Below are 11,992 nucleotides of genomic sequence, written 5' to 3' on the forward strand. Positions count from 1 at the left end.
CGGGTTCGGGCCGTGTTTCCTCTAGGCGCGGTGGATATTCCGAGCAAGACCTCAACCGGTCGTCCTTGTGAGGGATTTCTCCCGATTTCGCGGGAGCCCCGCTTCCGCCACCTCGCATTTCGCGAGATGTGCGGTAGGCCGGATTTCGCCGGTACTTTTGACCAGGCATCTCGGAAGCGAATCTTCACCATGCCGCATGCCTGGTGAATGTGCCGCGGTGCAACTCCGTCGAGACTACTGGTTCATGGTCCCGCGCGGGGCGTTATCGATCACATTGCCTGGGCATCATCCCCCGTACACAGCGGCCGGACGGGTGGCTGCCCGATCGAGGAAGGACGCTTCGATGGGCGAGAAGGTCGTGGCGGGCACGTTCGACCTGACCGACCGGCACCACTACCGAAGGAAGCTCCGGGAGTGTCTGACGGGGCTGGAGCGGCTGCTGGAGGAGCAGCGGTTCGACCGCCCGAAGAATCTGATGGGCATGGAGATCGAGCTGAATCTGGCCGGTCCCGACGGGCTTCCGAGAATGTTGAATGCGCAGGTTCTCGAGCGGATCGCGAGCCGTGATTTCCAGACCGAACTCGGAATGTTCAATCTGGAAGTGAATATTGCCCCGCACCGGCTCGGCGGACGCGTTCTCGACCAGCTCGCCGAAGAGTTGCGCACGGGTCTCAACTACGCTCACCGGAAAGCGAACGAGCTCTCCGCCGGAATTGTCATGATCGGTATTCTGCCGACCCTGAACCGCGCCGATCTCGTCTCCGCGAACCTCTCGGACGTGGACCGCTACGCCCTGCTGAACGACCAGATCGTGGCGGCGCGCGGTGAGCGCTTCGTCCTCGACATCGACGGTGTGGAGCGGCTGACCTGCACGTCGGCGTCGATAGCGCCCGAAGCGGCGTGCACCTCCGTGCAACTGCACCTCCAGGTCACGCCGGGCCGGTTCGCGGACGTGTGGAACGCGGCGCAGGCGATCGCCGCGGCGCAGATCGCCGTGGGCGCGAACGCGCCGTTCCTGTTCGGCCGCGAGCTGTGGCGAGAGTCACGGCCGCCGCTGTTCCTGCAGTCCACCGACACCCGGCCGCCCGAGCTCCAGGCCCAGGGGGTGCGCCCGCGCACCTGGTTCGGGGAGCGCTGGCTCACCGGACCGCTGGAGCTCTTCGAGGAGAACCTGCGGTACTTCCCGGCGCTGTTGCCCCTGATGGACGAGGAGGATCCGCTGGGCGTCCTCGACGCGGGCGGGGTGCCGCGGCTCGGCGAACTCGTCCTGCACAACGGCACCGTGTACCGCTGGAACCGCCCGGTGTACGGCATCGCCGACGGCGTACCGCATCTGCGCGTGGAGAACCGCGTGCTGCCGGCCGGCCCCACCATCACCGACGTCATCGCCAACGCCGCCTTCTACTACGGGCTGGTGCGGGCGCTGGCCGAGGAGGCGCGGCCCGTGTGGACGCGGCTGCCCTTCGAGGCCGCGGCCCGCAACTTCGACGCCGCCTGCCGCCACGGCATCGACGCCCGCCTGCTGTGGCCGCGGCGCGGCAGACTGGGCGGCGTCGGCGAGGTGGCGGCCGTCCAGCTCGTGCGCGACGAACTGCTGCCGCTGGCCGCCGCCGGACTGGACGCGTGGGGCGTGGAGCCCGCCGACCGGGACCTGTACCTCGGGGTGATCGAGGAACGGTGCCGGCGGCGGGTCAACGGCGCGTCGTGGCAGGCGGCCACCTACCACCGGGCCCTGGAGAGGGGGCTCGGCAGGGAGGACGCGCTCGCCGCGACCACCAAGCGGTACTTCGAGCTGATGCACGAGGGCGAACCGGTGCACACCTGGCCCGTGGGGCTGCCGGAACCGGTGCCGCTGGGCTGAGTCCCCGGGCGCGCGAGGGTCAGCCCTGGGTGCTGCCGGCCTCCATGATGGCCTTCAGGATGACCGCGTGGATCTGCGCCGGGTCGTCGACCTGGTGACCGGAGCCGCCGGTCGCCGCGGCGATCTGTTGCACCTCGTCCTTGTCCGCGGCGGGGCCGACGGCGATGGCGATGATCGGCACCGGCTTCTTGGGGTCGGAGAGCTCCTCCAGCTGGGCGATGAGGGAGCTGCGCGAGATGCTGCCCGGGTCCTGGTTGGCGCCGTCGGTCAGGATCACGAGGGCGTTGAACTTGCTCCGCGCGTACGTCGACCTGGCCTCCTTGTACGCGGCGAGCGTGGTGTCGTACAGGCCGGTGGCGCCGCCCGGCACGGGCTGCAGGTCGCCGAAGGCCGCCGCCAGCCTGTCGCGGTGGGTGGCGTTGCCCTTGCGGTCGCCGAGCCGTTCGGTCGGCTGGAGCTTGCGGTAGTCGCGGGTGCCGTCGAGCCCGGTGGCGAACTCCCACAGGCCGATCTCGTCCTCGTCGGTGAAGCCCGCGAGCGCCTGCAGCAGCGAGGACTTGGTGACCTCCATGCGGGACTGGGCGCGGCCCGGGACGAGCTGGTTCATGGACTCCGAGGCGTCGACGACCGTGTTGAGTCGGGCGCTCTGCACCGTGATCGTCCACATGCCCAGGGTCTCCTGGAGCTGTTTGTCCGTGGGCGGGTCGGTGGCCTCGTCCGCGTACGGCTGCGGGGTGCGGCCGCCCGCGGCGGTGACGAGCCGGTCGGAGGGCTGGTCGGGGTCGGTCCGGAAGCCGTGGTCCGTCAGGATCTTCTGGCCGTCGGCGTCGCTGAACATCGTCATGAAGCGCAGGGCCGCGCGGCTCAGGTCGGTGGACATCTTGTCGTCCTCGACGAGCGTGTACGGATAGTCGAGCCGGGGCGAGCCGTCCGTGGGATAGAACAGGTCGATGCTGTTCTCCTCGCCCGCCGACGCGTTGTGCGCGAAGGCGGCCTGCTCGGAGAGGATCACCGCCTGATTGCGGCGGGGGTTGCCCTGCTCGGTGCCGGAGTCGTCGCGGGCCAGGGTGTCCAGGAGCAGGCCGTCGCTGTCCGTGGTGCGGCTGGCGAGGGCCTTGGCCATGGCGGCGGCCCGGGTGTCGCCCTCCTTGCCGTCCTGCTTCTTGGCGGACGCGCCCAGTGTGGCCAGGGCGAGCAGCCCGGTGGCGCTGCGCGCGGGGTCGGCCGCGCCCAGACGCAGCTTGTCGCTCTTCAACGCGGCCATGGTCAACTCCGGCCAGGCGTACGTCTTCTTGGGCCAGCCCATCGACTCGGCGGCGGAGGGGATCATGCCGACGCCGACGGGCGACGAGGCGATGTTGCCGGCGGGGGAGATCTTGGTCTGTTTGGTGCCGAGGCCCACGCGCTGCACCCATAGGTCGGAGTCCGGGACCCACACGTCGTACCCCGGGTCGTCCTTGCCCGCGCGGAGTTCGTCGGCGACCTTGTACGAGTCGCGCGCGGTCACGCGGACGTCGATGCAGTGCCCGTCCGAGGTGATCTCCTGCTCGCGGGCGGTGTCGGCGGCCTTGCGCAGGGCGGGGGTGACATCGGGCGCCGCGACGACGTCGAGGCGTACTGCGTCGTCCTCGCAGGAGCCGCCGAAGGAGAGCAGCCCGCCGCGGACCGCCGCCGCCGTGCCTCCGGCCACCACGAGTACGAGAGCCGTGGCGATGGCGACCGTGCGGCCGCGGGCGCGCGGTCGGGGGTCGGGCGCACCCGTCCCGTCCTCATCGGGCAAGCTGTGACGTCCCATGGCGGTGGTGCCCCTCCTTGAATGATGAAGCAAGGAAAGAGGGGGCGGTACGCCCGAAATCGGCGTCCGTCCCCCTCGGCCTGTCGCGCACGATCTTCGTAACTTCTTTCGAGACCCTAGCGGGGCGAGGATGGGGATGAGGCGGGATTACTCAACTGGAGGCGCACGTGCAAGACGAGCCGGGGGCGATGGCTGGTTCTTTTCCGGCGGACGGGCCCGCGCGGCGGATCCTGAGGGACGAGACGCTGCTCGTCCTGGCCCTCTCGCTCGGGGCGAGCGGAGTGTCCGCGCTGATCAGCTTTGTCGGATCGGTGACCAAACCGGGCGGCCTGAAGGATCAGGCGGCCACGATGAACGCGTCGGCGGCGCCGGGCCGGCCATGGCTTGATCTCGCATGGCAATTGTTCGGAATCGCGAGCGCGTTGGTGCCGGTCGCGCTGGTCGCGCACTTCCTGCTGCGTGAGGGGGCGGGGCTGCGGACGATCGGATTCGACCGCTCGCGGCCCTGGCCGGACCTGGGGCGGGGCACCGCGATCGCCGCGTTGATCGGCAGCACGGGGATCGCCTTCTACCTGGCCGCCCGCGGGCTCGGCTTCAACCTCACGGTGGTGCCGGAGGCGCTGCCCGACGTGTGGTGGAAGTACCCGGTGCTCGTGCTGTCCGCGGTGCAGAACGCGGTGCTCGAGGAAGTGATCGTCGTCGGGTATCTGCTGCGCAGGCTCGGGCAGTTGGGGTGGACCCCGATGGCCGCGCTGATCGGCAGCTCGGTGCTGCGCGGCTCGTACCACCTGTACCAGGGCATCGGCGGGTTCCTCGGGAACCTGGCGATGGGAGTGGTCTTCGCGCTGCTCTACCGCAGGTGGGGGCGGGTGGGGCCGCTGGTGGTGGCCCACTCCTTGCTCGACATCGGGGCGTTCGTCGGGTACGCGCTGCTCGCGGGGAAGGTGGGGTGGCTGCCTACGCCTTCGTAGGCAGCGTCACCTTGTGGCGGGGATGCGCCGGGATACGCCCCTCCCGGTCGCGTCAGGCGAAGAGTTCGCCTTCGATGACCGTGACCGCACGGCCCGTCAGGAAGGTGCGGTCGCCCTCCAGCCGGGTGCGGACCAGGCCGGTGCGGGCCGAGGCCTGCAGACCGGTCAGCTCCGTGCGGCCGAGGCGCTCGGACCAGAAGGGGGCGAGGGCGGTGTGGGCGCTGCCCGTCACCGGGTCCTCGTCGATGCCGACGCGCGGGAAGAAGCAGCGCGAGACGAAGTCGTAGCCCCGCGAGGGGTCCGCGGCCCGTGCCGTGGCGATGATGCCGCGCTCGGAGTGGCGCACGAGGGCCCTGTGGTCGGGGGTGAGGGCGCGGACCGTCTTCTCGTCGGCGAGCTCGACCAGCAGGTCGCCGAGGTTCCGGCCGGTGTCGTACGCGGTGAGCGGCCCGGCGCCCAGGGCCTCGGCGACGCCGTCGGGGACCTCGGTGGCGGTGAGCGGGGCCGTCGGGAAGTCGAGGGCGAGAGTGCCGTCCTCGTGCGCGGTGGAGGTGAGGACGCCGCTGCGGGTGGCGAAGCGCACGGTGCCCGCCGCGGCACCCGTGGTGTGCAGGACGTGGGCCGTGGCCAAAGTGGCGTGACCGCAGAGGTCGACCTCGGTGGCGGGCGTGAACCAGCGCAGCGCCCAGTCCGCGTCGCCGCCCGCGGGCAGGGGGTGGGCGAAGGCGGTCTCGGCGTGGTTGACCTCCCTGGCCACCTGCTGGAGCCAGGTGTCGTCGGGGAACGCGTCGAGGAGGAGGACCCCGGCCGGGTTGCCCGCGAAGGGGCGGTCGGTGAAGGCGTCGACGATGCGGATGCGGTGGGAAGTCGGCATGGGATCGACGGTAGGGGGCCGCATCGGGGTGGGGTAAGGCCAATTCGGGGTTACTGGACTGCTTTGTGGCTTTGAAGGTGTGTCTCTGGGGTCGACCGGCGGTACGGCGCACGTGCGGCGGTCCGGGGGGATGTCGGTGGCGCCTTTCGCCGGGGATTGCCATCCGGACAGTTCCGATATATCGTTGACGCATCGCGACAGAGACGCGACTGATCAAAGATCGGTTATCGGAGATCGAAGGTCAGAGATTTTCGAGCAGACACTCAGAAGGAGTGATCGTCATGCGTTCCCATGGCTTTGAACACGAGCACGGACGCGGTCGCCACGGCGGCGGCCACCAGGGCGGCCGAGAGGGTTTCGGCCGCGAAGGATTCGGCGGCTTCGGGGGATTCGAGGGGCGGCGCGGTGCGTTCGGCCCGTTCGGTCCCGGCTTCGGCGGGCCCGGTGGCCCCTGGGGCGGCCGCGGTGGACGGGGCGGACCGCGGGGCAGGGCGCGGCGCGGTGACGTACGCGCTTCGATCCTCGCCCTTCTCAAGGACCGGCCCATGCACGGCTACGAGATGATCCAGGAGATCGCCGAGCGCAGCGGCGGGGCGTGGAAGCCCAGCCCCGGTTCGGTGTACCCGACCCTCCAGCTCCTGGAGGACGAGGGCCTGATCAGCAGCGCGAGCGAGGGCGGCAAGAAGCTCTTCTCGCTCACCGAGGCCGGCGCCGAGGCGGCCGAGGAAGGTCCCGACGCGCCTTGGGAAGAGGCCGGGCGCGGCGTCGACTGGGAGACCCTGAACGAGATCCGGCAGGCCGGCTTCGGTCTGATGGAGGCGTTCGGGCAGGTCTGGAAGACCGGCAGCAAGGAGCAGCGCGAGAAGGCGCTCACCGTCATCAACGACGCGCGCAAGAAGCTGTACCTGATCCTTGCCGATGAGGACTGAGGTGGTGCGGGTCGACGACCCGCACCACAGATGAGGCGCCCCACACCATGCGTGCGGGGCGCCTCTTTCATGTGGTCGGGGTGCCTCTGTCGTGTGGTCGGGGTGCGCGGTCGGCGCACCGGGCCGGGGCCAGGGGCTGGTCGTGGACCGGGCGTCAGGTCACCAGGCCGTCGAGCTTGCGCAGCGACTCGTTGAGGGCCGCGGTCGCCGAGTCCTTCAGCTTGCCCGCCATCAGGGACACGGCGGCGCCGGTGAACTCCCCCTCGATGCGGACCAGCGTCCCCGGGCCGTCGGGGGAGAGGCGGTAGCGGGTGCCGACGGTGACGCCCATCGGGCCCTTGCCGGTGATGGCCAGGGTGCGGGCGGTCTCCAGCTCCTCGATGGTCCAGTTGACCTCGGCGGGAAAGCCCATCAGCTTCATGTTCTCCACGAACGTGCCGCCCACTTCCAGCGCCGTGGGGCCGCCCTGGGGGAAGCTCGTGTGCGTGGCGTTCCACTCGCCGTACGCGGTGAAGTCGGTGAGCTGGGCCCAGACCTTCTCGGTGGGTGCGTCGATCCGTGCTTCCGCGCTGACTTCGGCCATGCGGCCACCCCTTCCCGTCGGGTGCTGCGACAGCCGCAGCTGCGGTGTCGCGGACGGAACGTAGCCGCAGGGCCCGGAACATTCAATACTGATGAACCGTCAGATCCGCCGGGGCGCTCGGGCGCCCACCTCCTGCGGAGGTGGGGTACTGTTCCCTTGCCCCGCGACGGACGCGGGCGACGAGTTCGGGAGGTGAGACCCATTACCGCAATGGCAGGTCGGGTGCTCCCCTCTGACGAATTCCACGACCGCGCGGTTCACCCGGCCTAGGTGACCCGAGGGAGCCCCATCGGGATCCCGAAAGGTTTTCTTCGCATGTCGGTCTCACTCTTCTCCACCGCACACCACTCCACCACCGTCACCGCGCTGCGCGCCGCCGGCTGCGTCTTCGCCGAGGACGAGGCGGAGTTGCTCCTCTCCGCCGCCCGCACCCCGGACGAACTCGCCGCCATGGTCGAACGCCGCGCGGGCGGTCTGCCGCTCGAACACGTCCTGGGCTGGGCCGAGTTCCGCGGGCTGCGGATCGCCGTCGACCCGGGGGTCTTCGTGCCGCGCAGGCGCACCGAATTCCTCGTCGGCCGGGCCGCAGAGCTCGCCGGGCGCGAAGCCGTCGTCGTCGATCTGTGCTGCGGTTCGGGGGCGTTGGGGGCCGCGCTCGCCGCCCTTCTCGACCGGGTCGAGCTGCACGCCGCGGACATCGACCCGGCGGCCGTGCGCTGCGCCCGCCGCAATGTCGCCGACGTCGGGGGCGAGGTGTACGAGGGGGATCTCTACGCTCCGTTGCCCCGCGGCCTCCGCGGCCGTGTCGACATCCTGCTGGCCAACGTCCCCTATGTCCCCACCGAAGAGGTCGGCCTGCTGCCCGCCGAGGCCCGCGTCCACGAGGCGCGGGTGGCGCTGGACGGCGGCACGGACGGGCTCGACGTGCTGCGGCGGGTGACCGAGGAGGCACCGGCGTGGCTGGCGCCCGGCGGTCATTTGCTCTTCGAGACGAGCGAAGACCAGGTGCCCGCGGCCGTCGGTGCCGTCGAGCGCGCCGGTCTGACGGCGCGGGTGGTCGAGGACGAGGAGATGTACGCGACGGTCGTCATCGGGACGTGGGGCGGGAGTGTCTGACGTGCCGGGCGGGTGACGTGGGGCGGTCCGATGTTCCGTGGGCCTGCCTTCCGGGGCCTGACGTTCTTGCGGCCGAGCGGCCCCGCCCGTCGGCCCCGGTCAGCCGACCCGGCGTATCACCGCCGCGTCGAACAGGTCCGACGCCCTCGGGAACGGGCCCTCGTCGTGGCAGTGCCAGGCCTCCCAGAACAGGTCGGCGGGCAGGGCGTCGTCGGGTGCGTACACCCGGTACACGTACTGCCTGCCGTCGATCGCCGGCAGGGCGACCATCCAGCACCTGCTCTCCATGCCTGTGAGGGACGTATGGCGGTGCGCCATGGTTGCGTGTGGGGCGTAGAGCAAGGCGGCGCGCGCCCCCGGCCGGAACTACGGTGAGATCTCATCCGTAAGGAGGACAACCATCGCACCGGTGCCCAACCTGCGTCGGATGCGGAAATGCTTCCCGCCGCCGATGCATATGCCGCTGGAGTTTGATGGGGTGGAAGATGTGCAAAGCCGTACCCCGTCGGGCGCCGAACCCGACCCGACCCACGTGGAACTCGACTCCCGGCTCAGCCCAGAGCTGACGTCGGTGGTCGCCGGCGCGCGCCGGCGCGCCGTGCGCGACGGGGATCGGCAGATCGACACCGCCCATCTGCTCCATTCCCTTCTGGAGACCGACCCCGAGGTGCGCGCCGTCTTCGAGACCGGCGCGCAGGTGGTGCGGCTCCTCGGCTATCTCGTGCAGCGCAGCATCGGCTACGGCCTGCAGTGGCAGGGCACCGTCGAGGACTCCGGCGCCGTACCGGTGGTGACGTCGGTCAAGGAGGCGGGCTGGTCGCCCGCCGCCACCACCGCGATGGAGGTGGCCCTGGACCGCGCCGAGCTGCGCGGTGAGCCGCGGGCCCTGGGTATGGATCTGCTCGCCGGGCTCGTCGTCGACCCCGACTGCCGCGCCGTCGAGGTCCTCGCGCGGGCCGGCGTCGACGTCGGGACGCTGCTGCGCCGTGTCGAGGCGGGATGCAGGCAGTACGCGTCCGGGGGCCACGGCTGAGTCGGGCCGGCGGGGCACGGCGGTCTGCCGGGAGCCCCGCCGCGGAAACCGCTGAGCGTCGTTCCGGTGCGGGCGTGCCGTCCGCCGGTTGAGACAGGCGCCATCAAGAGTGACGCTCATGACATCGGCTGTCATGATGTGCCGGTGCGAGCGTCTGACGGGATTCAGGAGAGCCGGGCGGGCCGGGGGGACTCGGGTCGTTCCGGGGGCCACGGCGAGCGTTCGGGGCGTGGGAAGGGCGTCGGCCTGGGGCTCGCCCTCGTGTCCGCCGTCGCCTTCGGCGGCTCCGGTGTCGCGGCGAAACCCCTGATCGAAGCGGGTCTCGACCCCCTCCACGTGGTGTGGCTGCGGGTGGCGGGCGCCGCCCTGGTCATGCTGCCGGTGGCCTGGCGCCACCGCGGCCTGCTGCGCAGCAGGCCCGCGCTGCTCGCCGGGTTCGGCCTCCTCGCCGTCGCGGGCGTCCAGGCGTTCTACTTCGCCGCGCTCTCCCGCATCCCTGTCGGTGTCGCGCTGCTGATCGAGTACCTCGCGCCCGCGCTCGTCCTCGGCTGGGTGCGCTTCGTGCAGCGGCGGCCCGTGACGCGGGCGGCCGCGCTCGGCGTGGTGCTCGCGGTCGGCGGACTCGCCTGCGTCGTCGAGGTGTGGGCCGGGCTGAGCTTCGACACCGTCGGACTGCTGCTCGCGCTCGGGGCCGCCTGCTGCCAGGTCGGCTACTTCGTCCTGTCCGACCAGGGCAGTGACGCGGGCGAGCGCGCCCCCGACCCGCTCGGCGTCATCGCGTACGGCCTGCTCGTCGGGACCCTCGTGCTCACCGTCGTTGCGCGGCCCTGGGGCATGGACTGGTCGGTGCTCGCGGGCGGCGCGGACCTGGACGGTTCGACGGTCCCCGCCTGGACCCTGCTCGTCTGGATCGTCCTGATCGCGACCGTCGTCGCGTACGTCACCGGAGTGCTGTCCGTGCGCAGGCTCTCGCCCCAGGTGGCCGGCGTCGTGGCCTGCCTCGAAGCGGTCATCGCGACCGCCCTGGCCTGGGTGGTCCTCGGTGAGCACCTCTCGGCGCCGCAGATCGCCGGTGGCGCCGTCGTGCTCCTGGGCGCGCTCATCGCCCAGTCGTCCGCGCCGGCCGAGCCGGCCGTCCACGAGGTCGTGCGGCCCGCGCCGGGGCCGTCGGCGGACGGGAGCCCGGCCGAGGACACCGACGAGGTGGCTCCGGTCTGAGCGGGGGCGAACCCGTCACATGAGGACGGGCTCGTGACGGGTGGACGGGCTCGTGACGGGTGCGCGGGTTCGCCGTGTGAGGGCGGACCACCCCGTGAGTGCCGGCCACCCCGGGAGTGCGGGCCGCCGCGTGAGGAGGCCCGCCCGCTCGGCTTCAGCGCTCGCGACGGCGCAGCTGATGCGCGAGGGCGGCCGCGTCCCGCGCGCCGTCCCGCTCCGCGAGGCCGGCGGCGATGCGGTCCTGCACCTCGGCCGGCTTGTGGCTCGCGTACTTGAACTTCGCCCGTACGTCCGTCACGTCGAGGCACAGCGCACGGATGCCGGCGAGCATGCGGCCGTACGGTGCCTCGCCCTCTGCGGCCCGCGCGGACCCGCCCTCCGGCTGGAAGTGGCCGATCTGGCGGTTCAGGACGTCGGCCTTCCCGGCCGGGTCGTCGATGACGCGGGCGGTGCAGCGGAGCTGGATGGCCGTGTAGAAGCTGGTCGGCACGCCGTGCTCGGCCGGGGTGTCCGGGGCGGCCTGCCAGGGGCCCGGCACGTACACGTAGTCGTCGACCACGCTCAGGAGCACCTCGGGGGAGGCCTCAAGGGCGGGCCACAGCGGGTTCGGGCGCGCCAGGTGGGCGAGCACCCGGCCGTGCGGGCCCGGCTCGGGCTCGTACGCGAAATGCATCGGCTGGACGTGCGGGGGCTCGCCCGGCAGGCCGTTCACGGCGAGCTGCCCGAAGTCGTGGGCGGCCAGCCACCGTTGCCATTCGGCGTCGGTGCGGGCCGCGTCCCAGGGGTGGATCAGCATCACAGCTCGACGAGGTAGTCGGGCACCTCGATGTCCGGTGCGAGGTCGGCGGAGGGGATCAGGGTGTCGTGGCCCTTGCGCAGCGGGACGACGCCCGCCCAGTGGGGGAGGCCCATGTCCTCGGGCTCGTCGTTCGGGCCGCCGGTGCGGGCCTTGGCCGACACCTCGTCGAGGTCGAGGCGGAGCACGGCCGTCGCCGCGAGCTCCTTGGCGTCGGCGGGGCGGGAGTCGGCGGAGCGGCCCGGCACGACGTGGTCGACCAGCGCGTCCAGCGCCATCCGCTTCTCCTCGGGGTCCGTGACCTGGTGGGCGGTGCCGTGGACCACCACGGAGCGGTAGTTGATCGAGTGGTGGAAGGCCGAGCGGGCCAGCACCAGGCCGTCGACGTGGGTGACGGTGAGGCACACCGGCAGGCCCGGGTCCTGCTCCTCGCCCCGGGCGGCACCCGCCATCCGCAGCGGCCGGGAGCCCGTCGAGCCGTGCACGTACAGGCGGTTGCCGACCCGGCCGTAGAGCGTCGGCAGGACGACGGGGGCGCCGTCCCGGACGAATCCGAGGTGGCAGACGTACGCCTCGTCGAGTATCGCGTGCACCGACTCGTGGTCGTAGGAAGCGCGCTCCCGGGAGCGGGTGGGGACGGTGCGCTCGGTCGGTGCGTACGCGGCGCTGTCCGGCGTGGGGGTGTCGGTGGTGGTCCGCGTCGTCTGCATGGCTACTCCCTGTACTGGCCTGATCCGTCTGCGCCTGCCGGGCTGTTCCGGGTGTGCTCGATGAGCCGTTCCGTGTGCGCCCCGCCTGCGACTTGCGGTCAATTTT

The 11,992-nt window shown here is 71.6% G+C and carries 12 protein-coding genes; 6 read left to right on the forward strand and 6 right to left on the reverse strand.

Translation table 11 applies throughout. The annotated features are described in order from the left end of the window. The first annotated feature begins 343 nt into the window (after nucleotides 1-343). Entirely contained in the window at nucleotides 344-1,861 is a 1,518-nt protein-coding gene (locus AB0L89_RS14670) for a glutamate--cysteine ligase (protein WP_365139907.1), read from the forward strand. 19 nt (nucleotides 1,862-1,880) lie between these two features. Here the strand turns inward: AB0L89_RS14670 and AB0L89_RS14675 are convergent, their stop codons facing one another. Next, a complete protein-coding gene (locus AB0L89_RS14675; protein ID WP_365139910.1) occupies nucleotides 1,881-3,656 on the reverse strand; it encodes a substrate-binding and VWA domain-containing protein in 1,776 nt (591 codons plus the stop codon). A gap of 188 nt (nucleotides 3,657-3,844) precedes the next feature. Here AB0L89_RS14675 and AB0L89_RS14680 point away from each other — a divergent pair, with 188 nt between their 5' ends. Continuing rightward, nucleotides 3,845-4,627: a type II CAAX endopeptidase family protein gene (locus AB0L89_RS14680; protein ID WP_365139913.1), complete on the forward strand. Its 783-nt coding sequence runs from the start codon at nucleotides 3,845-3,847 to the stop codon at nucleotides 4,625-4,627. A gap of 52 nt (nucleotides 4,628-4,679) precedes the next feature. Here AB0L89_RS14680 and AB0L89_RS14685 read toward each other — a convergent pair whose 3' ends face one another. Next, nucleotides 4,680-5,501, reverse strand: a complete 822-nt coding sequence (locus AB0L89_RS14685) for a PhzF family phenazine biosynthesis protein (RefSeq protein ID WP_365139915.1) — start codon at nucleotides 5,499-5,501, stop codon at nucleotides 4,680-4,682. 281 nt (nucleotides 5,502-5,782) lie between these two features. On the opposite strand from AB0L89_RS14685, the gene AB0L89_RS14690 reads away from it, so the two are divergent. Then, on the forward strand, nucleotides 5,783-6,430 hold the full coding sequence (locus tag AB0L89_RS14690) for a PadR family transcriptional regulator (RefSeq protein WP_365139918.1): 648 nt from the start codon (nucleotides 5,783-5,785) through the stop codon (nucleotides 6,428-6,430). 154 nt (nucleotides 6,431-6,584) lie between these two features. Here AB0L89_RS14690 and AB0L89_RS14695 read toward each other — a convergent pair whose 3' ends face one another. Continuing rightward, entirely contained in the window at nucleotides 6,585-7,013 is a 429-nt protein-coding gene (locus tag AB0L89_RS14695; RefSeq protein WP_365139921.1) for an SRPBCC family protein, read from the reverse strand. Nucleotides 7,014-7,328: 315 nt separating this feature from the next. On the opposite strand from AB0L89_RS14695, the gene AB0L89_RS14700 reads away from it, so the two are divergent. Continuing rightward, on the forward strand, nucleotides 7,329-8,129 hold the full coding sequence (locus tag AB0L89_RS14700; protein ID WP_365139924.1) for a putative protein N(5)-glutamine methyltransferase: 801 nt from the start codon (nucleotides 7,329-7,331) through the stop codon (nucleotides 8,127-8,129). A gap of 99 nt (nucleotides 8,130-8,228) precedes the next feature. Here AB0L89_RS14700 and AB0L89_RS14705 read toward each other — a convergent pair whose 3' ends face one another. Further along, entirely contained in the window at nucleotides 8,229-8,417 is a 189-nt protein-coding gene (locus AB0L89_RS14705; protein ID WP_079036666.1) for a hypothetical protein, read from the reverse strand. A gap of 199 nt (nucleotides 8,418-8,616) precedes the next feature. Between AB0L89_RS14705 and AB0L89_RS14710 the strand changes: the two genes are divergently transcribed. Continuing rightward, nucleotides 8,617-9,162, forward strand: a complete 546-nt coding sequence (locus AB0L89_RS14710) for a Clp protease N-terminal domain-containing protein (RefSeq protein ID WP_365139928.1) — start codon at nucleotides 8,617-8,619, stop codon at nucleotides 9,160-9,162. 246 nt (nucleotides 9,163-9,408) lie between these two features. Beyond that, the gene (locus tag AB0L89_RS14715) at nucleotides 9,409-10,380 is read left to right on the forward strand and encodes an EamA family transporter (RefSeq protein WP_365141036.1); all 972 of its coding nucleotides are present in this window, start codon (nucleotides 9,409-9,411) and stop codon (nucleotides 10,378-10,380) included. 154 nt (nucleotides 10,381-10,534) lie between these two features. Here AB0L89_RS14715 and AB0L89_RS14720 read toward each other — a convergent pair whose 3' ends face one another. Both AB0L89_RS14720 and AB0L89_RS14725 read right to left on the reverse strand, forming a co-directional pair. Beyond that, nucleotides 10,535-11,176 carry an FMN-binding negative transcriptional regulator gene (locus tag AB0L89_RS14720; RefSeq protein WP_365139931.1) on the reverse strand — a complete coding sequence of 214 codons (642 nt, stop codon included), beginning with the start codon at nucleotides 11,174-11,176 and terminating at the stop codon, nucleotides 10,535-10,537. Next, nucleotides 11,176-11,886 carry a pyridoxamine 5'-phosphate oxidase family protein gene (locus AB0L89_RS14725; RefSeq protein WP_365139934.1) on the reverse strand — a complete coding sequence of 237 codons (711 nt, stop codon included), beginning with the start codon at nucleotides 11,884-11,886 and terminating at the stop codon, nucleotides 11,176-11,178. Before AB0L89_RS14725 ends, AB0L89_RS14720 begins: the two co-directional genes overlap by 1 nt. Nucleotides 11,887-11,992: the final 106 nt, after the last annotated feature.

Origin of the sequence: Streptomyces sp. NPDC052114, from assembly GCF_040680155.1 — a bacterium.
Lineage (GTDB): Bacteria > Actinomycetota > Actinomycetes > Streptomycetales > Streptomycetaceae > Streptomyces.